The organism is Agathobacter rectalis ATCC 33656 (assembly GCF_000020605.1).
In the GTDB taxonomy this organism is placed as follows: Bacteria; Bacillota; Clostridia; order Lachnospirales; family Lachnospiraceae; genus Roseburia; species Roseburia rectalis.
In genome coordinates this window covers 15,001-41,354 of the sequence record NC_012781.1, presented here as the reverse complement: position 1 = coordinate 41,354, position 26,354 = coordinate 15,001, and the positions used below count along the sequence as shown (strand labels likewise).

At 42.4% G+C, this 26,354-nt stretch carries 15 protein-coding genes, 2 tRNA genes and 1 rRNA gene (1 of these 18 running past the window's edge); 3 read left to right on the top strand and 15 right to left on the bottom strand.

Annotated elements, in window-relative coordinates; all coding sequences use genetic code 11:
• Positions 1-392 precede the first annotated feature (392 nt).
• Together EUBREC_RS00150 and EUBREC_RS00145 are read left to right on the top strand one after the other, a co-directional pair.
• The gene (locus EUBREC_RS00150; RefSeq protein ID WP_012740959.1) at positions 393-2,126 is read left to right on the top strand and encodes a glycosyl hydrolase family 18 protein; all 1,734 of its coding nucleotides are present in this window, start codon (positions 393-395) and stop codon (positions 2,124-2,126) included.
• Positions 2,127-2,277: 151 nt separating this feature from the next.
• Positions 2,278-3,000, top strand: a complete 723-nt coding sequence (locus EUBREC_RS00145) for an N-acetylmuramoyl-L-alanine amidase (protein ID WP_012740958.1) — start codon at positions 2,278-2,280, stop codon at positions 2,998-3,000.
• Here EUBREC_RS00145 and EUBREC_RS00140 read toward each other — a convergent pair.
• From EUBREC_RS00140 to EUBREC_RS00085, 12 genes are all read right to left on the bottom strand, one after another.
• Positions 2,957-6,097: a DUF6240 domain-containing protein gene (locus EUBREC_RS00140; protein WP_012740957.1), complete on the bottom strand. Its 3,141-nt coding sequence runs from the start codon at positions 6,095-6,097 to the stop codon at positions 2,957-2,959. The two genes, EUBREC_RS00145 and EUBREC_RS00140, sit on opposite strands and share 44 nt — an antisense overlap.
• A 181-nt stretch (positions 6,098-6,278) precedes the next feature.
• Complete coding sequence (glgB, locus tag EUBREC_RS00135; protein WP_022293646.1) at positions 6,279-8,237, bottom strand: 1,4-alpha-glucan branching protein GlgB; 1,959 nt, start codon at positions 8,235-8,237, stop codon at positions 6,279-6,281.
• A gap of 21 nt (positions 8,238-8,258) precedes the next feature.
• On the bottom strand, positions 8,259-10,892 hold the full coding sequence (locus tag EUBREC_RS00130) for a tetratricopeptide repeat protein (protein WP_012740955.1): 2,634 nt from the start codon (positions 10,890-10,892) through the stop codon (positions 8,259-8,261).
• Between the two features lie 9 nt (positions 10,893-10,901).
• Entirely contained in the window at positions 10,902-12,215 is a 1,314-nt protein-coding gene (locus EUBREC_RS00125; protein ID WP_012740954.1) for an AI-2E family transporter, read from the bottom strand.
• A gap of 15 nt (positions 12,216-12,230) precedes the next feature.
• Positions 12,231-14,516, bottom strand: coding sequence for a hydratase (locus EUBREC_RS00120; RefSeq protein ID WP_012740953.1), 2,286 nt, complete (start codon positions 14,514-14,516; stop codon positions 12,231-12,233).
• 45 nt (positions 14,517-14,561) lie between these two features.
• The gene (locus EUBREC_RS00115; protein WP_012740952.1) at positions 14,562-15,935 is read right to left on the bottom strand and encodes a sensor histidine kinase; all 1,374 of its coding nucleotides are present in this window, start codon (positions 15,933-15,935) and stop codon (positions 14,562-14,564) included.
• A complete protein-coding gene (locus tag EUBREC_RS00110; protein ID WP_012740951.1) occupies positions 15,932-16,624 on the bottom strand; it encodes a response regulator transcription factor in 693 nt (230 codons plus the stop codon). The genes EUBREC_RS00115 and EUBREC_RS00110 overlap by 4 nt, the downstream gene beginning before the upstream one ends.
• A 178-nt stretch (positions 16,625-16,802) precedes the next feature.
• Positions 16,803-17,675, bottom strand: a complete 873-nt coding sequence (locus EUBREC_RS00105; protein ID WP_012740950.1) for a hypothetical protein — start codon at positions 17,673-17,675, stop codon at positions 16,803-16,805.
• Between the two features lie 145 nt (positions 17,676-17,820).
• Positions 17,821-19,581, bottom strand: coding sequence for a molecular chaperone DnaK (gene dnaK / locus EUBREC_RS00100; RefSeq protein ID WP_012740949.1), 1,761 nt, complete (start codon positions 19,579-19,581; stop codon positions 17,821-17,823).
• 238 nt (positions 19,582-19,819) lie between these two features.
• Positions 19,820-21,748 (bottom strand): PTS fructose transporter subunit IIABC, encoded by a 1,929-nt coding sequence (locus tag EUBREC_RS00095; protein ID WP_012740948.1) that lies wholly within the window; start codon positions 21,746-21,748, stop codon positions 19,820-19,822.
• Between the two features lie 66 nt (positions 21,749-21,814).
• Positions 21,815-22,732 carry a 1-phosphofructokinase gene (gene pfkB / locus EUBREC_RS00090; protein ID WP_012740947.1) on the bottom strand — a complete coding sequence of 306 codons (918 nt, stop codon included), beginning with the start codon at positions 22,730-22,732 and terminating at the stop codon, positions 21,815-21,817.
• Between the two features lies 1 nt (position 22,733).
• A complete protein-coding gene (locus EUBREC_RS00085; RefSeq protein WP_012740946.1) occupies positions 22,734-23,477 on the bottom strand; it encodes a DeoR/GlpR family DNA-binding transcription regulator in 744 nt (247 codons plus the stop codon).
• Positions 23,478-24,058: 581 nt separating this feature from the next.
• On the opposite strand from EUBREC_RS00085, the gene EUBREC_RS00080 reads away from it, so the two are divergent.
• Positions 24,059-25,048 carry a Gfo/Idh/MocA family protein gene (locus EUBREC_RS00080; protein WP_012740945.1) on the top strand — a complete coding sequence of 330 codons (990 nt, stop codon included), beginning with the start codon at positions 24,059-24,061 and terminating at the stop codon, positions 25,046-25,048.
• A gap of 247 nt (positions 25,049-25,295) precedes the next feature.
• On the opposite strand, the gene EUBREC_RS00075 is transcribed toward EUBREC_RS00080, so the two are convergent.
• From EUBREC_RS00075 to EUBREC_RS00065, 3 genes are all read right to left on the bottom strand, one after another.
• A tRNA-Cys gene (locus EUBREC_RS00075) sits at positions 25,296-25,366 on the bottom strand.
• A gap of 18 nt (positions 25,367-25,384) precedes the next feature.
• Positions 25,385-25,456, bottom strand: a tRNA-Asn gene (locus tag EUBREC_RS00070).
• 62 nt (positions 25,457-25,518) lie between these two features.
• A 23S ribosomal RNA gene (locus EUBREC_RS00065) occupies positions 25,519-26,354 on the bottom strand; it runs 2,049 nt beyond the window's last position.

Sequence of the window (26,354 nt, the reverse complement as noted above, 5' to 3'; positions counted from 1 at the left end):
TTGATATATTGGAATTTTTACAGATATTTTATCAAATTAAACGAAACTAAAAATCAGCAATTAAATTGGGTGTGGAAAGCTCCGGAAATATCAATTTCTATAAAAAATCATTCATTAACGATTAATATCATTTTTATTACTCTGAAGAAATCGATGTCAGCATATTTTTGGTCCTTTACCCCGTTTAAATGCAAAAAGACAACCAAAAGACATATTTTAAAAAGAAAAGCTATGTGCGCGGGGGAAGCTTTTGCTCCTTCCGCGCCAAAATGCATAAACAAATTTCTTAATTTATTACAAATTTATTTCATATTATTTGAATATGCTATTTCACAATGGTATAATTAGCTTAAGCAATTTCGACACCAAATAATAGGAAAGGATTTTTACACATGAAAAAGAAATTATTGCCTGCACTTATAGTAACCGGACTTATTATCCTCGTTGTAATAATAATGGGTATAACTGCTCTTATCAATAAATACACCCCTACGAAAAAGACAGAGGATCTTAAAGAGTATTTCAATATCTCTTCTGATGATGAGGCTGCTCTCATTGTAGATAATGAGCTATCCGATTACAAGGCTAAAATAATAGATAAAAAAATATACGTTGATTACAAATTTGTTCACGACTCATTAAATTCCAGATTTTACTGGGATGCAAATGAGAATGTGCTTCTTTACACAACCGCATCTGATATCATCTCAGCGGCGGCTGACAGCAATAGCTACAGTGTCACCAAGCAGACCAATGACTTTGGCTATCCGATCGTGAAAGCCACCTCTGACTCTGCGCTTATCGCTTTAGACTATGTAAAACAGTACTCCAATATCACCTTTAAGTCATATGATGACCCGGCACGCATCGTCATCACAAGCAAATGGGATGAAATAGACAGTGCCACTGTAAACAAGTCTACCCAGGTCCGCGTGAAGGGCGGCATAAAGAGCCCTATTCTAAAAGAGGTGAAAAAGGATGACAAGATTACTATTCTTGATTCCGGTGACAAATGGGATAAGGTTGCCACTGAGGATGGTGTTATTGGATATATAAAGAGCAAGGCTCTGTCCGAGAGCAAAAAAACCAAGCTTACGAATCCTGACTATGAGGAAGAGACCTTTACGCATATCAAGAAGGATAAGGATATCTGTCTTGCCTGGAATCAGGTAACAAGCCAGTCAGCAAACAGTAAAGTGCCCCAGGTAATTTCATCAACCAAGGGCATAAATGTAATGTCACCAACTTGGTTTTATTTAAATGACAACAACGGTAATCTGGCAGATATAGCAAGCAAGGATTATGTCAGCTACTGCCATTCCCAGGGCATCGAGGTATGGGGACTGTTCAGCAACTTTGAAAATACTGATGTAGATGCAGCATATGTGCTCACACATACATCCACGAGAACTACCCTGATCAATCAGATTATGTCGGCTGCATTTAACTATGAGCTTGATGGTGTAAATATTGACTTTGAAAATATCACAGAAGCAGCATATGGAGACTCTTACATCGAGTTTATCAGAGAGCTCGCCATAAAGTGTCACAATAACGGTATATCACTTTCAGTTGATGTCACAGTACCTGCCAGCTTCAACAAGTTCTTCAATCGCTCTGATATGGCAAACTTTGCCGATTATATTGTGATTATGGGATACGATGAACACTATAAGGGCTCTGATGCCGGCTCAGTTTCTTCCATTCCGTGGGTAACTGAGGGTGTTGAATCCACTCTGAAGGAGGTTCCCGCTGACCAGATTATTCTCGGCATGCCTTTTTATACCAGAATATGGGAGCTCACTCCAAAGGAGGACGATGATGCCGTAACCGATACCGAGGATCAGTCAAAGTACACTGTTGCCTCACAGGTATATAGTATGGACGCAGCTGCAGCACAGCTTGCCACAAACAATGCCACTGCTGCTCTTGATGAAGAATCCGGTCAGAACTACGCTGAGTGGTCTGTATCCAACAAGCTGTACAAGGTATGGCTCGAGGACACTACATCTTTAGAGAAAAGGCTCAAGCTCGTCGACGACAATAAGCTCGCCGGTGCAGCATTCTGGAAGCTTGGCTTTGAAAATTCATCTGTCTGGGATACTGTTATCAAATATCTGAACTGATTGCTTAAGGCTTACTGAAAGAGGCCGTACCTTTACAGCTACAGTCTAACTCAGTACCTTTTATGGGTTATAAATAATATCAGCCAATCATATAATATACAAACACACCCGATGCCTTCTATGAGCATCGGGTTTTTTATAGGTATCTTATATGAAAAAATATATGTACATTATTAAGAAAAACAAATACTGTCTTATTTTAGCTCTCTTTATTCTGTCCTTCTACCTCGGAAGAGGTGTCTGCGCTCTTGCAAAAAACACTGGCAAAAACACTAATTCAACTGTTATTGTAATAGACCCGGGCCATGGTGGAAGTGATCCCGGTAAGATTTCCACCTCCGGCGTCATGGAAAAGGATGTCAACCTGAGTATTGCAATGGCTCTTAAACAGCTGTTTGAAAACAGAGGCTTTACTGTTGTCATGACCAGAACCACCGACTGCGACCTCGCTCCTGATAATTCCAAACATCCAAAGACAGATGATCTGACAAAGAGAACTGCCCTGATGTCTAAAAGCAATGTGGCAGTCAGCATCAGTATCCATCAAAACAGCTTTGAGGACAATTCAAGCTGCGGTCCACAGGTATTCTATTATGAAGCCTCTGATGCAGGAAAAGAGCTCGCATCCTCTGTCCTTGGAGCTCTAAACACTTCTCTTTGTGTCGCAAAGCCACGAAGCATTAAGCCCAATAAAGAATACTTTATACTTAAAAAATCCACATCCCCGACCGTAATCGTAGAATGTGGATTCTTGAGTAATCCTGCTGAGACACTTCTTCTTACTGACAAAAACTATCAGGATGACCTGGCACATGCAATATATATCGGTGTTACAGACTATCTTGCGCAATCACCCTCTGGACATTTACAATAAACTGCTCTGCGATGTGATATAGTCTGGTTGTCTGGACACTTTCACTGCCATCAAGCAGCTTTTTAGTCTCATTATCTGACATCTTAGACTCTTTTGCAGATATATCATGCTCCAGTGCCACATCTATGCGCACACGCTGTTCACCATCACTTATTCCTGCCTCAAACATAGTGATATTATCTTCAAACAGCTTTTTAGTCTGCTCATCGTCTGTGACTATCATAGCAGATACTGAGTTTTCCTTTGCCTCAAAAAATGCAGCTACCCTGCCGCATTTTTTATCCTCAAGGAATATGTCAACCAGTCCCTTTTTATCTTCACCTCTTACTATGCGAAGCTTCATACCTGTGACCCCGTCAGCAGTCTCTATTGGTACAATATAGTTTTCCTGTCTCGACATATTTGAAGCTATCCTTAGCTGACTGCATAATAGCTTCATCTGTCTGAGGTCTATTGAACCGGTGTGCCTATCCTCTATAATCATCGAATCCATAACATGCTCTGCTGTATCAGCCAGCGTTTCCTGCGCCTGCGCAAGCTCCTTTGGATTTTTTACCGACTCAGAAAACCGTCTTAGAGTCTCATCCAAAAGAGCCCTTGCCGTAGCACTGTCTCCACGCTCCCAGAGATTTCTTACTGCCTCTGACGGATTTTTCATTAGCCGTGACGCAGCCATGAGGTTTACCGCGGTTGTTTTTACATCATATTTCTCTAGAAAAGCATATACGTTCTCAGGCACCGAAACTGCCTGATTGAACTGTCTTAGCTGTTCTGTGGCATATTGCTCTGACAGTGCGTTATCCTCGCCTGCCTCATATACAGCCTGCCTTAACTGCTCCGGAGTCATATCAAGCCAGCTGTCATACTGCACAAACTCCATTTTCTCAGGTGAAAGTGTATCAAGCACATCCCTTAGGCAGTTTGTATGATATGCGCTTTCTATCTGTGAGTCAATTTTAATGCCCCTGCTTACACTGTCCACTCCGGCAAAGGTATCGTCCACCTTATAGTCCATGGCACTCTTTCCTCGTACCCGGACCGCTGTAAGCAGATTTTTCATTGTAATATCTGCTCCCTGATTAACAAGTGAGCCTATCACAGCACCATCTGACTGCTCCACCTGTGAAATAAGCCTGTATATGCCTATATATGAGTCTCTTTCCTTCTCTGAGATTTCATTTTTCTTTTCAAGCTTCCAGAGAAACTCGCTGAATTTCTCATCCCTTTCGTCAGGATTTTCTGATTTTATCCGTCTGGCAGTGTCACTTATGTCACTCATGCTCATATCAAGCGGTGATATGCCTCTTTTTATCATCTCAATCGTCACCGCCGGTGTCATATCGCTGAATGCTCTCTGCACCTGCTCATCTACAGACTTTATCTGCTTTATATTGTCCTCTGTGATGTCGGTACTGTTGTACGCAAGTATCCGCACAGCCCTGCGATTGCTTTCAGATGTATCTATCTGAAGCTCTTTAAGTATATCATCCACATTCTGAAATGCTTTTGATATACTGTCTCCCATATCTGCCCGCGGTGATGTCATAAGAGTCTCATATCCTGAGGCTGCTGCTTCTAATGACTGCTTCATTGCTTTGCCTGCTGTATACAGCTCATACACAGTGTCATCAGCGGATTCCAGGGTCAGTACATACGCCGGCTGCTGCTTCATCTGATTGAAAATATCACAGACATTATTGTACATACGTACCCTATCATCAGATGCCTCTACACTGCTATCACCAAACAGCGCTCCGTAGTATTTATTTTCCTGCTGCTTAAGCAGCTCCACTACACGTTCAATAGGCTCTGTGTCTATTGAAACTCCTTTTTTTATGAGTGAAAGGTTGGCTTCTGCTGTCATGGAAAGTCTCGCTTCCTCAAGCTTTCTTTGAGCTGTCACAAGCCTTGCTTCCCGGCTGTCTGTAATCTGATTATCCGCAGCTTTATTCGCTGAGGCTTGCGATGCTGCACTATCCTTGCCCCTTGCAGCTATAAGCTTTGACAGATTCTCTATCGTGACAGGTATGTTATCTGACTCTAATGTGACAATGTCATCTGCGGTCGCCTCACCTAATACATCACAGGCTTTCTTTGCCATGTCAAATATCAGACCATCTTGTGACATAGTGGCATCTGTAGCCTTTTTTCCCATTGCCAGTGCTTCTGTCACTGCCCTTGCATAAAAATCACTGCTCACATTTTCTCCTGCTGCGTTGATGCAGTCTACCTGATTCGCAAGCAGCACATTGTCAGGTGTAACGGCTATATCTTCATCTATCAGCCACCTGCACTGATTCAGATTCTCATCACTACTGTCTATATGAGCTTCCTCTAATATCTGTTTAAGCTGTGGCTTAAGCTCCTCAAACAGCTCATCTGATATCTCCGTCATTTTGGTTTTCTGCCTGTAATCTTGTACCTGACTGCTGCTGTACGTAGCCTTGTATACATTGGAAACCGTCGGATTCATGTTATTTCTGACCAGATATGCCTTTGTCTCATTGGATATATTTGTAAGGCTCTTTGCCCGGTCTATGGCATCTGTACCTGCCTTTATATTGTCATCTGTAGCAGGAATATCATATGCTTTCATCTGATTGACAAGCATGGCCGCTTCAGTCTGGCTTCCCGTGATGTCTGTAAGCTGCTGCCTGCTCAGATCATCTCCATATATGGATATATCTACACCTGCCTTTGCCAGCACTGCTTTTATCTTATCGGTCTCAGTGACAATGACATCGTAGCCGTCATCCTTTGCAGCTTTGTAATCATCACTCGTGGTGGTGCTTGCAGTGACAATCATATCATTTCGCCTGTTTTCTGAGGTCTGATTCATGTCATTTAGCAGATTTTCTGCCATATCTGTGCCATCGTTGTTCCCGGCTTCGTTTTTAGCCTGTGGTCTTGCATATATCGTATCCGACATATCAACAGAGTTTGACGAACCGACAACAGCCGCCTTTTTTGACATATTGTCACTGCTGTCTGTCTTTATGTAGTCTGACACACGCATACCCGCTGTCATGTCATTTATGGTTTTTGTGTCCGTATTTTTCGTATCTGTGCTTTTATTAATCAAATTCTCTATCTGCATATTTCCTGCTCCGTGCCCTGCATATATACCATCTCTGCAGCCTTTATTTATGGATATTCTTACTTCGTACTTTTGTGGTTCTGAATAGTTATCTTTTTATTATATATCGACATATAATACGCAAAAATAAAGACCGCGCCTTAAATTGGCGCGGTCCTTTACCCTGCTGTTTACCGGTATATTAGTATTTAAATACAGCAACTCCGTAAGGCGCAAGTGGATAAGCAAATGAAAATGGTCTGCCGTCACACTCTGATTTGACTGCCTTATAGTCCAGCTTCTTATATGACTGTTTTGCTGCCTTGCCTCTGCCCTTTGCAGCCTTCTTTACAGGCGCTTGTACCGTTTTGCCGGTAAACTTAGGATCCTCACTATCTAAAACGAGCTGATATGTCTTGTGCTTTGGCACTCCGACTCTGTAATCAGGTCTCTCTACCGGTGTGAAATTGATGACAAAGAGCATATTATTCTTGCCATCCTTACTCTTTCTGATAAAGCTGAAGATGCTTCTGTCTGCATCGTTTGCATTTATCCATTCAAAGCCTTCCCAGCTTGAATCCAGCTCATACAGACAGCGGTTTCTCCTATAGAGGTGAAGCAGCTCCTTTACCCAGTTCTGGATCTTTTTATGCTCCGGATTCTCAAGCAGATACCAGTCGAGTTCTCTTTCCTCACTCCACTCCTGCTTCTGTGCAAACTCCTGTCCCATGAAAAGAAGCTTCTTTCCACAGTGTCCCATCATAAATGCATATCCTGCCATGAGGTTCTTGAATTTATCCCCTTCTAAGCCCGGCATTTTGTTGAGCATAGAACACTTCAGATGTACCACCTCATCATGTGACAGTACCAGAATATATTTCTCACTCTCATTATAGCTCATCGCAAATGTCATCTTGTTGTGGTTATTTTTACGGAAATATGGATCCAGCTTCATATAATCAAGGAAGTCATGCATCCATCCCATGTTCCATTTGTAGCTGAAGTTCAGTCCGTCTTCCTCTACCTTGCCTGTTACCTTTGGCCATGCGGTAGACTCTTCGGCTATCATTACAGTTCCGTGATTTCTTCCAAGTATGAGTGTATTGATATGCTTGAAAAACTCTACTGCCTCGAGGTTCTTATTTCCTCCAAACTTGTTTGGCACCCACTGTCCGTCGTTCTTTCCATAGTCAAGATAAAGCATTGACGCAACTGCATCCACACGGAGTCCGTCTACGTGGTAATTTTCTATCCACATAAGTGCACTTCCGATAAGGAAGTTCTTTACTTCATTCTTACCGTAGTCAAATATCTTTGTGCCCCAGTCGGGATGCTCTCCCTTTCTTGGGTCTGCATACTCATATGTGGCTGTTCCATCGAAATTGGCAAGTCCATGCGCATCCTTTGGGAAATGTGCAGGTACCCAGTCGAGGATTACTCCGATATTATTTTTATGGCACTGATCAACAAAGTATGCAAAATCCTCAGGCTCTCCATACCTCGATGTAGGTGCATAGTAGCCTGTCACCTGATATCCCCATGAGCCATCAAACGGATACTCTGAAATACCCATAAGCTCAATATGTGTATATCCCATAGTTTTCACATAGGATATGAGTGATTTTGCAAGCTCCCTGTATGTATAAAAGCCCTCATCATCCCTGCCCGGATGTCTCATCCATGAGCCCGGATGACACTCATATATAGCCATAGGTGAAGAATATACATCAGCATCTGACTTTGCTGCTCTCTTATCCATCCACTCTTTGTCAGTCCATGTGAAGTGCTCGATATCTGTGATGATTGACGCTGTTCCCGGACGAAGCTCTGCGTAGTTTGCGTATGGATCCGCCTTGTACAGCTTATCACCCTGTTCAGTGACTATAATAAACTTATACATCTGACCCTTTTGCGCTCCCGGTACAAAAAGCTCATACACTCCCATGGTTTCCGGCTCTACACGCTTCATCTCATGACTGGTCTCATTCCAGTCGTTAAACTCACCAAACACGTATACTTCCCTCGCATGTGGCGCCCAGACGTCAAAGCACACTCCTTTTTTTCCTTTACGCTCAGCTAAGTGAGCACCCATCTTCTTGTAGATATCATAGTGTGTTGCCTGACCAAACAGGTAACAATCCATTGCTGTAAAATTACACATATATATACCCCCCATAAGTATTTATTTTTCCCTGAAATGATCCTCTTTGAGTACAATTCGGTCATCATCTGTATATCGCCTGGCTGTCAGAATACTTATAGCCTTCTTAAGTCCGCTGTGAGCCTCCCTGTCTATGGCCTCGTCAATTATATCCTTGACCTCTGTCAGAGTGGTAGCCTGGTCTATCCTCTCAATATTGCTGATTCTGTTATGCAATGCCAGAATAGCCATCTCATCTATCTTGTACCCAAGCTCTGCAGAGTACGATTTGGCAAACAATACGAGTTCATCATTTGTAAAAATAGGAACCGATATCTTTTCCGTGAACTTGGATGCAAAGCCCTCATCCATTGAGAGAGCCTTCTTTATACCCTTTGATGTATCCTCAAGTATATAGAGTGTTCCTGTAATATCATGCTCCATCAAAAATGATAGCTGGGCAGCTATGCTGCGGTCGATATCACCGGCTCTTTCTATGATGAGACAGCCTCCTGTTATCTTTCTGACTACCTGCTGCACATCCTTTTTATTGAGTGCGGCAGCATCAATCTTGCCCATCTTTCCTGTAAGCTGTTCACCATCTTTTTGTAATACCTTTATAAAGCTTGTAGCAAGCATTGTCTTTCCGCAACCCTGCTCTCCCTGTATAATGAGGTTGCCTGTGGATGCGTTTTCTTTCCTGTTGAAATGATCAAGCACTGCATTATATGCCTTGCAGATCTGATCCTCCATACCCTTTACCGGTATGAAATATGAAAATATAGCTTTCTGTTCGCTTGTAAGCTCTTTTATATGTTTTGTTTCTTTCAATTTCGAGTCATCTTCTTCGCTGTCTAAATCCTCCGGCAATGAAATATCCGGCATTTTTCTTGTCTTAGCCATATCCAGCTTCTTCTCCAGTCCCGGATTTTTTGCTGTCATCTTGGCTATTTCCTGCTCGATAAATGATGTCACATGATCAAAATCTCTCTTCTCAGAAACGTTTTCTTTCTCCTGTGAAGTCTCATCATCTGATGTATCATCATCGACATTTAACATATCATCTGTTATTTCAGGCATCATGGTAGTCGGCTGCATGAGTATCTCGTCTTTCTCAGACTCCTCTGCCATAATTATATCCTCCGGCTCTCCAACCGGTTCCCTGGCTTCATCTGCAGCCTCTTCAGGTACTTCCCGTGACTCCTGCACTTCTTCTATAGCTTCTTCTATAGCCTCTTCCGGTGCTTCCTGCGGCTCCTGTGCTTCGTCTATAGTATCTTCCGGTGCTTCCTGCGGCTCCTGTACTTCATCCACAGTCTCCTCTGCATAAAGCTCCTGCATATCCGGTTTCTGCTCTTCTTCAGGCTCCTTCACGGCAGCTTTCTGCTCTATAATATCAACCGGGACCTTCAAATACTCCTCCTCAAGAAGTTCCTTCGGAGTGACACCTGCATCCAGCTTTGGAATGACATCATTTAGTCTCTCCATGATGTCTCCTGCCTCCTGAAGTGCTCTTGCCTTAGCTGACTCAAGTTTCTGCTGCTCAGCCTCTTTAAGTGCAATTTCAGCCGCATGTCTGGTCTTTTCCCATTCTTCAAGCACATCCTGTATAGACATCTGTCCTGTAATCTGATGCTCAAGCTGAGTCTTTTCACTCATGACCATAGACATCTGTCCGTCAGCGTCTTCACCCAAAAGCTCCTTGAAATTCAACTTAAGTGAACCATCTATCTCTTCATCTGTAGCGATATGCTCTGTCTCTTCCGGCTGCTGTGCATACTCTTCCTGCTCCTTTTCGAGCTTGAGATAAGGAATATCCTCAACTATCTTTTTGATGGTATCCATCGTATCAGCAACTTCATTCTTGCCCTTGGCCTCCATGATCTGCTGCATACCCTTGGCAATCTCCTGCTGTAAATTTACAGTATTGAACTTCTCCTGATTTACAGTAATCTGCGGAATAGTTACGTCATCATGCACTATCTCTCCGCCCTTTACCATCTCCATGGCACCTATCTCAGTGACCTCAGCCTCATCCTTTATCTTAGCCGGCTTTTCCTTCTCTGCCTTGAATCGTCTGTACTTTTCCTCCTGAGCCTTGGTAAGTGGCTGATAAAGCATCTTAAGCTCCAGCGCACGCTCCACATATGGTCCGTCTCCGAACCACAGAATGAGCTCATCGCAGGCATCTATACACTTATCGGCTTTTCCGGCCTTGTGGTATAGATATGCAAGCTCGTATGCCCACTCCTCAGTGTATTCTTCATCCTTGTACTCTTCAAGAATAGTGATAAGCTCATCAAATGAAGCTCCCTGCCCTTTTTTGATGGCATATCTTAATACATACTTCATATCATCATGAGGCGCTATCTCAACAAACTCATCATAATACTCTGTAGCAGCATCATAATCACCCATCTTGATGGCGACCTCAGCCAGTCTGTATATAATCATCCTGCCGATTGGTGAACGGTCATAGGCCATTAAAAGTATGTCCCTTGCATCCTGGTATCTTTCGGCCTTCTCGTAGATTTCGCCGATTTTAACGAGTGTATTTACATTTTTAATTTTGTTCCAATTTATGCTATCCGCAATCTCTGCTGCGCTCATATAGCCCTCCTCGGCGCTTAGGGCTTTTATCTGATCCAGCTTGAGATTGTATTCGTATTTATCCACTTATTTCACCTACTCGTATTTAAGCTTATTATTTTTGGTATCTACGCCTGTTGTCTTTGTATAATCCCTTGTGTCCTCAGGAAGCTTCTTTTTCCTGAGAGCATAATTAACAACTCTTTTCACAATATAGTATATCACAGCAAAGGTTGGAACACCAAGTAACATTCCAAGAAAACCAAACATTCCTCCGCCGATTAGTATGGCAAACATAACCCAGAAGGTCGAAAGACCGGTAGATGAGCCAAGTATCTTAGGTCCTATTATATTGCCATCCACCTGCTGCAGCACGACAATAAATATCAGAAGATAAAGCGCATGCCACGGACTCTGAATTACTACTATGAGTAACGATGGAATTGCACCGATAAACGGTCCGAATACCGGAATCACATTTGTGACGCCGATAATCACTGCAACGAGCACCGATGATGGAATCCTTAAAATCAGACATCCGAAATATGCAATCACACCTATAATCAGTGAATCTATAATCTTACCGCTTATGAAGCCTCCAAAAATCTCATTTGTCTTTCTGATCGTCTCAATGATGATATTGCCTGTCTTTGGCTTGCAGACAGCATATATTATCTTTTTGCTCTGTCCTGCAAGAGTCTCCTGAATACTCATCACATAGACCATCACGATTATTCCGATAATAAAATTAAATAAGCCTCTGACTATCGAAATCACACCGGTTGTAATCTGTGCAACATACTTCTGTGCCTCAGGAATCAGCTTTTCTGTGGCATAATTCTCAATGTAGTCGGTTGCATTCTGTAAACCTGTGCTCGCGAGCTCAGCAATTTTGCTGTCCCCGAAATTGCCGTTCTTTATCATGTTGATGAATGCCGCAACATCATTTGGCAGTGTCTTCATAAGTCCCGATATACTTGCTATGACAGAAGGCACAATAGCCGCAATGAGGAGCGAAATAATCGCTACAAGAATAATAACCGAGCCTGTGATTGCAAGAGCTCTTGAAACCTTTCGCAGCTTGCTTTCGCTTTTCATCTTTTTTGAAAGAAGCTTTTTAAAGCATCTTTCCAGCCACAGCATGACAGGATTCATCAGGTATGCAAGCACAAGTCCCATTATAATAGGCATTGCTGCCGCAAGCAGCTTGCTCCATATGCCTGCAAAGCCCTCAAATCTGTACAGTGCAAAGAAAAACAGTATACTGACTGCAAACGTGACAAATACCATGACACCTATTCTGATCAGATGCGGCCATTCCTCACGCCCCGGGTGCGAATTCTGCTTCGCACCCTTATCTGCATTTATCTCAATGTTTGATTTTTTACCAGCTTTTCCGGTTTCTTCCATCGGATTAGACTCTCCTTATTTACGGTTATAGTTGATGAGACATCCCTTTAATATTATCTCTCTTTCATCATCTGTGAGCTCACCCATCTTCAGTGTAAATGGCTTTAATTCACCATCCTTGACAACATATGCCTCAAACTCCGTCTTTGCATCCTCGATTTCCTTCTTGATTCCCGGAAGGAAGATATAGTCGAGGTTGTGGAACGGAAGCTCTCCCTCATCGATGATGAATGGAAGCATTCCCCAGTTGATAAGGTTTGAACGGTATCTCTTTGTGGCATACTCGTTTGCGATATTTGCCCAGCCTCCGAGTACCTTCTGGCAGCTGGCAGCCTGCTCTCTTGCTGAGCCGTCACCCGGCTTAACAGCAAAAATTGTGCTTCCGAAGCCCATATTCTCATGGCTTGCCTCAGGGAATTTTTTCTTTACTACTCCCATGATTTCAGCAACCTCAGGAACAGCCTTTCCTGCGCACTCACCACTCTCTATAGCCTTCTGGGCCTTCTGGATTTCCTTTGCTCTGCCTACATACTCAGGATCCTTTCTTGAAAGTGCGAACTCTGCAAGTCCAAGAGGGTTTGAACGATATGAAGATGTCTCTCCTGAAGGAATGAGCTCATCTGTTGTAGTAACAGGATCATGAATCTCTGAAACCACCTTAAGGAGCATATTCTCAGGAAGCGCGCTCATTGCCGGCCAGTCCTTGATGTTTGGTCCGAACTGGATTTCAACTGAAGGATCTGCCACTCCATGGCTGTCAAACACACGGTTCTCATATATAGTCTTGTCAAAGAAATATTTTGGCTTTGTAAAGTTGACATCAATATCCGCTGCTGATGTAAGGAAGCCCTTGTTTGCTGCTGTTGCAGCGATTGAACGTGCATCCATGAGTGCCACTGAGCTGATCTGTCCGTTCTGTACCTTAGAACCCTCTCTGTTAGGGAAGTTTCTTGTTGAATGACGAATAGAGAATGCGTTGTTGGCAGGTGTATCTCCTGCACCAAAGCAAGGTCCGCAGAAAGCAGTCTTTACGATTGCACCTGTCTCAAGAAGCTTTGCTACAGCTCCGTTTTTCACAAGCTCCATGTATATTGGAGTAGATGCCGGGTAAACACTCAGTGTAAACTCGTCTGCTCCGATTGAATGTCCGTTTAATATGTCAGCCGCATCGCAGATATTCTCAAATCCACCGCCTGCACAGCCTGCGATGATTCCCTGGTCTACATACAGTTTTCCGTCTCTTACCTTACTCTTTAAATCAAGCTTCACCTTGCCGTCAAAGCTTACCTCAGCTCTCTTCTCACAGTCATCGAGAATATCCATGAGGTTTGCATTGAGCTCATCGATAGTGTAAGTATTGCTTGGGTGGAATGGCATAGCTATCATTGGGCGGATCTGGCTTAAATCAATCTCAATAAATCTGTCGTAGTAAGCCACCTCACCCGGATTAAGCTCCTTGTGGTCCTCAGCCCTACCGTGAATCTCAAAGAATTCCTTAACCTGGTCATCTGTTCTCCAGATAGAAGAAAGACATGTAGTCTCTGTTGTCATAACATCGACACCTATACGGAAGTCAACGCTCAGATTAGACACACCCGGTCCTACAAACTCCATAACTTTGTTCTTTACAAATCCGTTTCCGAATACCTCTCCGATAATTGCAAGTGCGACATCCTGTGGTCCAACGCCCTTGATTGGCTCTCCTGTCAGGTAAATACCTACTACCTCAGGCATATCAATATCATATGTCTGTTCAAGAAGCTGCTTAACAAGCTCAGGTCCACCCTCGCCGACTGCCATAGTACCAAGTGCACCATAACGTGTATGTGAATCAGAACCAAGTATCATTTTTCCGCCGCCGGCAAGCATCTCTCGTGCAAACTGATGGATAACTGCCTGATGAGGTGGTACATAGATTCCACCGTACTTCTTTGCACATGTGAGACCAAACATGTGGTCATCCTCATTGATTGTTCCACCAACTGCACAAAGGCTGTTGTGACAGTTTGTAAGTACATACGGGATAGGGAATTTCTCAAGTCCTGAAGCTCGTGCTGTCTGGATGATACCTACAAATGTAATATCATGCGATGTAAGCTTATCAAACTTAATCTGAAGCTTGTCCATATTGCCGGATGTATTGTGCTCCTTTAAAATACCGTAAGCAATTGTCTCCTGCTTAGCTGTCTGTTTATCGATGTCCATGCCGGTCTTGCTTTTGACAGCTGCCTGAGCCTCCGGTCCATCAATTATTACTTCCTTACCGTTTAAAAGGTAAGCACCATTTTCATATAATTTCACTTATTCTACCTCCGTATGTGTATTTCAAAATTCTTTTATTTACTATTATATAATATTATAGGTAATTGTGGCAATAAATAAATCACCATCTACCTTAATTTCGAATTTTCCTCCCATCAAATGGGTCAGATTCTTTGCAATCGAAAGTCCAAGTCCACTTCCTTCAGTAGTTCTCGACCTCTCTCCCCTCACAAAACGCTCTGTCAGGTCTACATTTCCGTTGCTTACTATGTCAAGCTCGTTCTTAGACACATTCTTTATTGTAAAAACTGCCTTTGTATCTGCCTTTTCAAGCTCTACATACACTCTGGTATTTTCCAGTGCATACTTTGCGGCATTAGTATACAGATTTTCAATAGAGCGGTAAAGCTGACGCCCATCCGCATAGATAAATATCTGTTCTGATGGAATTTTTGTAACTATTGTGAGATTTCTCGACTCAAAGCGCTCATTGAATTCACCTCCGGTCTGGTATAAAAGCTCAACCAGATCAAGCTTTTGCATATTGAGCTTCACATTTCCCGAGGTAATCTTTGATGTCTCTACCAAATCCTCTGTAAGCTGCTTTAAACGCTGTGACTTTTCCTCCAGCACATGTATATAGTATTTGGCATTTTCATTTTCCAGATTTTCCCTCTTAAGCAGGTCAACATAGTTGACTATTGAAGTCAGAGGTGTCTTTATATCGTGTGATACGTTTGTTATTAAGTCTGCCTTTAGTTTTTCATTTTTAAGGCTCTCATTTACCGAGCTCATAAGACCCTGGCGTATATGGTTGACAGCCTCCGCCACCTTTTTCTGCTGCCCATGAAACTCATTGACATTAAGTGTAGTGTCAAGCGCTCCTTCCGAGATAGCTTCAAGAGCCTCCTGTATGCGCATTATCTCTTTGGTTTTTTGTGTATGGATATCCTTTTTCTCAATAACTCTTTTCAAAAGCTCATAGCCCTTGTACATCAGGCTGTGTGTGCAAAGTATATTGCCTTTTATCTTCCTTACAATGCTCTGGTATAAAATAATAAAAGCCATATCAAACAAAAAAGTAAATGTGCCGGCCGTCATAATGAGTGATGCATAGTCAAAATGCTGGTTTTTTACGCCTGAAATCACTTTTCCCATAAATACCATGAGCAGTGTAAATATCACTAGCATCACATCAGAGTATACCTTGTCAATCGGTAAATAGTATATTGTGTAATCATCCTCTGATTTTCTGCCTGCCACGTTTGCCATATATGCCAGGCTCACAAAGCTGCCTACCAGGCCCGCCAGCGATATTAGTGTATATATATCAATATTTTCATGCGCATCGTGCCTGAATGCATAGCCTGTGGCAAACACTCCTGTTACCATAAGTATCATGCATAGCTGATGTAAGACTATGACCGCTGCTTTTTTTCCTATCGTATACTGCTTCATTTGTTGTCCTCTATCTTATAGCCTACTCCCCAGACCACCTTCAGATAGCGTGGCTCCTTAGGATTTATCTCTATTTTTTCCCTGATATGTCTGATGTGCACAGCAACTGTATTGTCGGCGCCTATCGCCTCCTCGTTCCATATGCTCTCATATATTTCGTTTATTGAGTAGACCTTTCCCTTATTTTTAAGGAGTAAAAGCAGTATATTGTATTCAATCGGTGTGAGCTTTACCTCCTCACCATCCACAGTCACCTTTTTTAAATCATCATTTACCAAAAGACCTCCGGCTTCATAAACCTTGTCTCCGGCTGCATCATTGCTTGACAGAGTGGTATATCTGCGAAGCTGTGACTTTACCCTTGCCACAAGCTCAAGCGGATTAAAAGGCTTTGTGACATAATCATCAGCTCCCACATTGAGGCCTAAAATCTTGTCAGCATCCTCTGTCTTTGCCGATAGAATGATTATCGGCACCCTGCTTTCCTTTCGTATCTGCAAAGTGGCTCTTATTCCGTCGAGCTTTGGCATCATGACATCTATTATCATGAGGTCTATTTTTTTATTCTTCATAATTTCAACCGCCTGTATGCCGTCGTAAGCCTTCTCCACGTCGTAGCCCTCCTGCATCAGGTAAATCTCAATTGCCTCAACTATTTCCTTGTCGTCATCACAAACTAATATTGTCATATTATCCTCCTTCTATGAATTTTGAACAGAAACCTTCTCCTGCCGTTAGTCAGCTATATTTTATCAGATTATCCACTTTGTTTTTCTTAAAATCTGCTTAATATTACCCACTTTTAAATATAAGCCAAAAAGCAGCCGTTCTGTTTTGAACTGCTGCTTTATATTACATAGGTGTGTTTCATTTCCCTTTATTTCCGGTGATGCTCTGCCACATTCTGTGGATACCGTCTGTGAGCTCCTTCCCTTCCTTTGTGTTGATAACAGGTGGATTGCCGGCTTTTCTGCTTATTGCCTTATAATCCTCATCAACAGACGATTTTGAGCCGGCAGCCTTGGCTTCATCCTTATCATTGCTATGATTTAATCCGGCATCAGGTGTATCGTCTGCAAGCTTCACTTCACCCACTACACCATCTCCCAGGTCCTCGCCCTCAGCAAGTCCCAGTTTTCTGATATAATCCATATTTACCTTGATTTCAGTCTGTCTGTTTGCATAGATGGACTTCTCTTCATTGTCAATAGTACGCTCCTCTACAGGTTTACCTGCATTTTTCTGACGTTCTATCTCCTTATTTCTGTCATCGATAATCTTAAGATACTTCTCCGTATCGGACAAATCCTGAAGCTGTCCCTTGAGCTCATACTGGTTAGTTTTAACTATCTTCTCCTGCTCTGCAATCTTATCCTTCATATTCTTGCACAGCTTTTCAAGTGACTCGTTGGTATCATTGATGATATCACGCACTCTTGAAAGCGCCTCATCCGTATAGATAACCGATGCTGCATACACATCCTCAGCCTTTCTGCTTGCATCCCAGACTATCTGATCCCCCTTCTTTCTGAACTCTCTCTCTGCGTGATTGCGACTCTGTTCAGTAAGCTCATACTCATCCTGTATTGCATATATACACTTATTCAGCTCAGCAAGTAAATCTATCATTTGCTGCTTGTTTATGATCACCCTGCTCGGCTCCGGCTTATACGGCTCCGCCTTTGAGAGCATGATATGAATTTCTCTTAGTACCTTTTCTGTTTTATCGTTCGCATTCATTTTCTATTTCCTCGGATTTAAATTAACATTATAACTATTCAGGGTGGTTCTGAATACTCACCACTTACCCATATTTTATATGAAAATCCGCTTCTCGTAAATAGCCAAATGAATAATAATAGCTACTGATTACAGCCCTTTATAATTAAATCAATCCCGCTGCCGCATTTCTCAGCTCATCTGCCGCATGCTTTATCTCGGCAGCCTGCTCTTCGCTCACATTTCCGGGCTTTGTCCTTGAAATAAGCTTCTTCACATACGAAAGCGATGATTTCACACTTTTTTTCTGTGCGCTGTCCATAGCCTTTCTTTTTTCCTTGTCAGCCATGACATTTTCCACCTGGCGCACAAGCGTATCAGCCTCACTTCTTGCATCAATATAAGCCTTTCTCTGTCCGTCTGTTGCCTCATACTCCTGCGCCTCACGGATAGCCTGCTCAATCTCAGAATCAGACAAATTTGAGCTTGCGGTAATCGTAATCTCCTGATGCTTTCCTGTGCCCAGGTCCTTTGCAGAAACCTGCACAATGCCGTTTGCATCTATATCAAACGTCACCTCTATCTGCGGCACACCTGCCGGAGCCGGCTTGATGCCCTTTAGCCTGAAGTTTCCAATCAGCTTATTGTCCCTTGCAAACTGCCTCTCACCCTGCAGTACCTTTATATCCACAGAGGTCTGGAAGCTTCCTGCAGTTGTAAAAATCTGGCTGTATCTCGTAGGAATAGTCGTATTTCTGTCAATAATTTTGGTTGAGACACCACCAACTGTCTCAATTCCTAGTGAAAGCGGTGTGACATCCATCAGTATAATCTCTGCCGCACTGCTGCCTGCGACAATTGCTCCACCGAGCTTGCCACCCTGTACTGCTGCACCGAGTGCCACGCACTCGTCAGGATTTAGGTTGTGTGAAGGCTCTTTTCCTGTAATTCTTCTGACCTCCTCAACAACAGCCGGCACACGTGTCGAGCCTCCTACCAACAGCACCATTCCAAGCTCTGCTGCGGAAATACCCGCATCTGAAAGTGCCTGATTGACAGGAATAGCAGTTCTCTCCACCAGATCCTTTGTTATCTCATTAAACTCAGCTCTTGTAAGGTTCATCTCCATGTGAACCGGCTGTCCCTTTACAGTGGTGATAAATGGCAGGTTGATAGTGGTTGAGGATGAGGATGAAAGCACCTTTTTTGCCTTCTCAGCCTCCTCCCTGACACGCTGCATAGCCGTATTATCCTTTCTCAGATCCACATTCTGCTGTCTGTAAAACTCTGTGACAAGATAATTCGTGATTCTCTCATCAAAATCATCTCCACCCAGATGATTATCACCGGCTGTGGCAAGCACCTCTATCAGATTGTCCCCTATTTCGATAACAGACACATCGAAGGTTCCTCCTCCGAGGTCGTAGACAAGAATTTTCTGCTGCTGTCCGTGGTCCAGTCCGTATGCGAGTGCCGCAGAGGTTGGCTCATTTATGATTCGAAGCACATTAAGCCCAGCAATCCTTCCTGCATCCTTGGTTGCCTGCCTCTGCGCATCCGAAAAATATGCAGGAACTGTGATTACAGCGTCTGTCACTGCCTCACCAATATAGTCCTCTGCATCCTTTTTCAGCTTTCTGAGAATCATAGAAGAAATCTCAGGAGCTGAATACAGCTTTCCGTCCACCTTTGCCCTGAAATCGCTTCCCATCTGTCTCTTTATTGAGAAAAATGTCCTGTCCACATTGACTGCTGCCTGCCTCTTTGCAGCCTCACCAACCAGTCGCTCTCCATTTTTTGTAAAAGCCACTACAGACGGAGTTGTTCTCTGACCCTCGCTGTTAGTTATGACTACCGGCTGATTATTCTCCAATACTGCCACACAGCTGTTTGTTGTTCCTAAATCTATACCTATAACCTTGCCCATTTTATGCCTCACTGTTTTTTTTATTTAAGTCTCATAAATAATTGATTTTTTTGACTTACTATTTCATCCTAATACTACTTTAAGCTTGGAAAATTCACTCGTCAAGGCATGAGGCTGTTATTTCAGAGAATGTTTATACTTTTAATTTTTATATCACAACATAACAACAAAGGCACCGCCGAAGCAGTGCCTTTGTTGATTAGTTTATAGGTTGGATTAAATGATAATTGAGGATTGCTTATTCACTTACTTTCTTTTTGAGTAATCCGAGTAATCCACATGCAATGAAAGATCCGATTACTAATGCAACAAGATACATTAACGGATTTCCGATTGTAGGAACTACGAAGATTCCTCCGTGAGGTGCCATGAGTGTACATCCAAATGCCATTGAAAGTCCACCTGCCACTGCTGAACCGACTACACATGCCGGAAGGACATGAAGCGGATCAGATGCTGCGAATGGGATTGCACCCTCTGTGATAAATGATAATCCCATGATAAAGTTTGTAGGTCCTGCCTTTCTCTCATCTGCTGTGAACTTGTTCTTGAAGAAGATTGTTGCAAGAGCGATTGCGATTGGTGGAACCATACCGCCAATCATAACTGCTGCCATAATATTGTAGTTTCCGGCAGCGATTGAAGCTGTACCAAATACATAAGCGGCTTTGTTTACAGGGCCACCCATATCTACTGACATCATTCCTCCGAGAAGTACTCCGAGCACTACTGCGCTTGCACCGTTAAGTCCATTAAGACCATTGTTGATAGCTGTATTTAAAGCTCCGATTGGAGGCTCAACTACAAACTGCATTATAACGCCTACCAGGAATATACCAAGCAGCGGATAAAGCAGAACCGGCTTCATACCATCAAGACTCTCCGGAAGTTTAGAAAATACCTTCTTTAAGAGGAGCACAATATATCCTGCAACGAAACCTGCTACAAGTGCTCCAAGGAAGCCTGATGTACCGTTTGCTGCGATTGAACCGCCTACAAAACCAACTGCAAGACCCGGACGGTCAGCAATACTCATAGCGATAAAGCCTGCAAGAATTGGAAGCATAAATCCAAATGCTGTTCCACCGATTCCCTTAAACATTGCTGCGGCCTGTGTAATAGTACCGAAATTTGCTCTCTGGTCAGCCGGCAGTGAATTAAGGTCAACACTGAATCCATCGATAAGGAATGCGATTGCGATAAGAATACCACCACCAACTACGAATGGAAGCATATGTGAAACACCATTCATCAGGTGCTTGTAAATCTGATGTCCAACGCTCTCCTTTCCACCAACTGATGAATGTGAAGCCTCCTTTTTACCTGATGCCTTAAATACAGGAGCATCACCGGCAGCAATTCTCTTTATGAGCTCTTCTGCCTTATTGATTCCGTCAGAAACCTGACACTCAATAACCTTCTTTCCGTCAAAGCGGTCTGTAGGTACATTTGTATCACAGGCAACTATAACACCTGCAGCCTTTGCGATTTCATCATCTGTGAGCACATTTTTGGCTCCGCCTGAGCCTCTTGTCTCAACCTTTACCTGATATCCAAGCTCCTTGGCTTTTTTCTCGATAGCCTCAGCAGCCATATAAGTATGGGCAATTCCTGTAGGACAGGCTGTAACTGCAACGATAAATACATCGTCCTTCTTCACCTCAACAGGCTCTTTAGCCTTTGCCTCTTTGGCAGCCTCTTTCTCATCCTTTGCTTTTTCAGCGCTATCGATGATATTTAAAAACTCATCAACTGAACCGGCATTGATAAGAGAATTTGTAAACTGCTCGTCCATCAGCATAACAGAGAGCTTGCTAAGCACCTGAAGATGCACATTATCCTCTGTGTTTGGTGCAGCTATAAGGAAAATAATCTTTGCAGGTGTACCATCGAGTGATTCAAAGTCAACCCCATCCTTTACAACCATTGCCGCAAGACCTGCTTTAGTAACAGCATCAGACTTGCAATGAGGAATTGCTATACCCATTCCAATTCCTGTTGTGCCTTCCTCCTCTCTTGCAAAAACACCCTTGCGATACTTCTCCACATCGGCTATTTTGCCACTTTTTGCCATCAAATCAATACACTGATTCAATGCTTCGGTTTTTCCGGCAGGCGTACCATTCAAATTGATACTCTCAGCTGCCAATAAATCCCTGATTGTCATACATCATTCCTCCTAATAGAATGTATTAATTTAATTATTTATATCAACCTTTTTGATACCGTTTGTTTAATTGGAAGCACTGTCCCATTTATCAATAAGTGCTTCAACCTCAGGCTTTGTAGCAAGCTCCTCAGAAAATGCACTTGCACTTCCCGTACATACGCCATAAATAAATGCCTGCTTATAATCATTTGATTTGAGGTATCCGTAAACAAATCCGGCTACCATCGAATCTCCTGCTCCTACAGAATTTTTGAGCTTTCCTTTAGGTGCATTTGCCTTAAACTCCTGTCCATCCTCAGTCACAAGCACTGCTCCGTCGCCTGCCATTGAAACAAGCACGTTTCTTGCGCCCTGCTCCTGAAGCTTCTTTGCATACTTTATCACATCGTCCTTGTCTGTAATCTCAACCCCGAATATCTCACCGAGCTCATGATTGTTTGGCTTGATGAGGAACGGCTTATATGGAAGCACGTTTGTGAGCAGATTTCTTGTCGCATCAACCACGATATTTATTCCGCGACCCTCAAGATGCTTCATGATATCCATATACATTGATGAAGGCATCACATCAGGAATACTTCCTGCGAGAACAAGCACATCAGACTCCTTTAAGCAGTCAAGCTTCTCATAGAGTTTTTTAATATTGTCCTCAGTGATTGCAGGACCCTGACCATTAATCTCGGATTCCTCATTTGAGCGAAGCTTCACGTTGATACGTGAAATACCATCCTCCACCTCTATAAAATCAGTATCAACACCTTTTTTTGCTAGAAGTCTTTTAATTTCATTTCCTGTAAAACCCGCTGTAAAACCAAGTGAAGTATTGCTCATTCCAAGATTCTTAAGAACCATGGAAACATTGATGCCTTTACCACCTGCAAAAATCTTCTCTCCAGTCGTTCTATTGACTACTCCTGTCTTAAAATCTGTTACATCAACAATATAATCTAATGATGGATTAAAAGTAACTGTGTAAATCATGTTAGACCTCCTTAATATTTTTGTATTTCTTATAGTTGTCATTACTTAGTGCATTTGTAATAATTACAGCATCTTCAAAATCAGCAAACTTGATGCTTGATACCTGTGAAAACTTACTGTCATCCGCAAGAATGTATTTCTCCTTGCTATTCTCCATGGATTTCTTTTTAACCATGGCCTCCTTTATCTCCGGAGTCGTAAATCCATTCTTCACAGTAATTCCGTTGGTTCCCCAGAAGCCCTTCGTAAAATTATATTTATCGAGCGTCACAACGGCCTCATCTCCGACAATAGCCTCGGTAGTAGACTTGAACTCGCCACCCAGAATATATACTGTATATCCCCTATCGGAAATTCTCTTGGCATTAGTCAGAGAGTTTGTAACAAAAACCACATTCTTTGCAGTAATATAATCAATCATGACTGCTGTTGTAGTACCGGCATCTATATAAACAAAATCATTATCCACAATAAGTGATGCCGCATATCTGGCAATCTGTTCCTTTTCGTTGCGATTCTGCTTAAGCCTGTTGATAACCTTCTCATCCTGAGTATGGATATTCGTATTATTTACAATCGCACCACCATGTACCTTGGTGAGATAACCCTTCTTGTCCATTGCAACCAGATCACGTCTGATTGTTGACTCGGATGTATCAAGCTCATCCATAAGCTGCTGAACAGTCACACTTCCCATCGAATCTAATATATCGAGTATTTTTTTGCATCTATCTTCTGCCAGCATCTAATCACCCCAGTTTATCAAATTATTCAAAGACTTATTTTATAAGCCATTTATTCAATGCTTATTTTCAAATTACTGTATTAAACATTTCAACATTCATTTAACTTGTAGTATAATTATATTTTCATAATCCGTCATTGTCAATCATAATCCGTCATTTATATTCACAAATAATCACACTAAAAATTGTTGAAAATATATAAAGCAAGTTTTAAAATTGTGCACTATATGCAAATACAACATTGATTTTAGTGCAGAATATAACATATATATCATTAATACTTGCCTAATTACTAATTTTAATATCTTTTCTATTACTAATTTATAATCTAAAATATAGTTCAAATTAACTAATTTTAATTTAGTCACTATCAAATTTGACTGTTTTTGACTGTTTTGAATCTAAATGCATTGTAATTCATAATTCATCATGCTAGAATATGTTCATTATGGTACATATTTTATGATTAAAGGGTCAAAAGGTATCATCAATGAGTTTATATTTTGTTATTTCACACCATTTTAAATAATTTATGTACCATCACAGCTACAATACTTTAAGTTAAAAAGGAGGATTTCACATGAAACAGCTTAATTGGGCAACACTCGGCTGCGGTGTAATAGCTAATGAGCTCGCGCATGCTCTCTCCAAGGAAGGACGCACTCTTTATTCAGTTGCCAACAGAACTCATGAAAAGGCCGTAGCTTTTGCACAAAAATATGGCATTTCAAAGGTATATGACAACATTGATGACGTCTTTTATGATCCTGATGTGGATATCATTTACATCTCCACTCCACACAATACTCACATCAATTATCTAAGAAAAGCCCTTTCTAATGGAAAGCATGTACTCTGTGAGAAATCTATTACTTTAAATATCGCAGAGCTCGATGAAGCCGTCTCACTGGCCAAAGAAAATAACGTTATTCTTGCTGAAGCCATGACTATATATCATATGCCTGTTTATAAAAAGCTAAACGAAATAATTGCAAGTGGACAACTCGGCAGGCTAAATTTAATTCAGGTCAATTTTGGAAGCTACAAGGATTACAATATGACAAACCGATTTTTCAGTCGTAAGCTTGCTGGAGGAGCATTGCTTGATATTGGAGTTTACTCACTTTCTCTTATCCGCTGGTTCTTCAAGGAAACACCAACACAAGTATCGTCACAGGTTAAATATGCACCAACCGGTGTTGATGAACAGGCAGGTATTCTGCTTATGAATGATGCAGTGGAAATGGCAACTGTCACATTATCTCTACATTCCAAGCAGCCAAAACGCGCTACGCTCTCTTTTGACAAGGCATATGTGGAAATCTTTGAGTATCCAAGAGGAATGCAGGCAACTATTACATATACAGAGGATGGTCATAAAGAAGTAATTGATGCCGGTGATACATCAGATGCACTGTATTACGAAGTACGTGATATGGAAAAAGCTGTAAGCTCAGCATCATCAGATGAAATAGAAACCCTCATGCACTGTCAATATACATATGATGTAATGAAAATTATGTCAGATATAAGAGCTGAATGGGGTATGAAATATCCTGAAGAGGAATAATAATACTACTACAACTATTCAAAAAAGGATAAGAGTTGTTAAAAAAGAGAAATATAATTCTGTTTATCAGGCTTATATTTCTCTTTATTAATTTAGTGTAACATCCTGAAAAATAATTTAGAAAATTAAAAAATAATGAAATGTGTACAACATATATTACGAATATTACATAAATTCACAATATATTTTATTTGCAAATTATATAAAAGAAAGACCACATCATAAACTGATGTAGTCCTTTTGAGAGAGGTGACAGCCGGATTTGAACCGGCGATGACGGTGTTGCAGACCGGGGCCTTACCACTTGGCTATGTCACCATATATTATACTAAAAAACTCCCCGAGTAGGGCTCGAACCTACAACAACTCGGTTAACAGCCGAGTGCTCTACCATTGAGCTATCGAGGATTATTAAGGTTTGTACCTTCAAAACTTCATACAAATCCGATTTGTTTTTCTCCGTTATTAACCAGATTAAGCCCTCGACCTATTAGTAACAGTCAGCTCCACATGTTGCCATGCTTCCACCTCTGCCCTATCTACCTTGTAGTCTTCAAGGGGTCTTACTCCCGAAGGAGGGATATCTCATCTTGAGGGGGGCTTCACGCTTAGATGCCTTCAGCGTTTATCCCTTCCAGACTTGGCTACTCTGCCATGCCGTTGGTCGACAACAGATACACCAGTGGTCCGTCCATCCCGGTCCTCTCGTACTAAGGACAGCTCCTCTCAAATATCCTCCGCCCGCGCCGGATAGGGACCGAACTGTCTCACGACGTTCTGAACCCAGCTCGCGTACCGCTTTAATGGGCGAACAGCCCAACCCTTGGGACCTGCTACAGCCCCAGGATGCGATGAGCCGACATCGAGGTGCCAAACCACTCCGTCGATGTGAACTCTTGGGAGTGATAAGCCTGTTATCCCCAGGGTAGCTTTTATCCGTTGAGCGATGGCAATCCCACTTTATACCACCGGATCACTAAGTCCTACTTTCGTACCTGCTCCACCCGTCGGTGTCGCAGTCAAGCTCCCTTCTGCCTTTGCACTCTTCAAATGGTTTCCAACCATTCTGAGGGAACCTTTGAGCGCCTCCGATACCCTTTCGGAGGCGACCGCCCCAGTCAAACTCCCCGCCTGACATTGTCCCATTGCCAGTTCATGGCAACTGGTTAGAAACCCAGTACTACAGGGGTGGTATCCCAACAGCGACTCCGGACAGACTGGCGTCCATCCTTCTCCGTCTCCCACCTATCCTGTACATGCAGTACCGAATCCCAGTATCAAACTGGAGTAAAGCTCCATGGGGTCT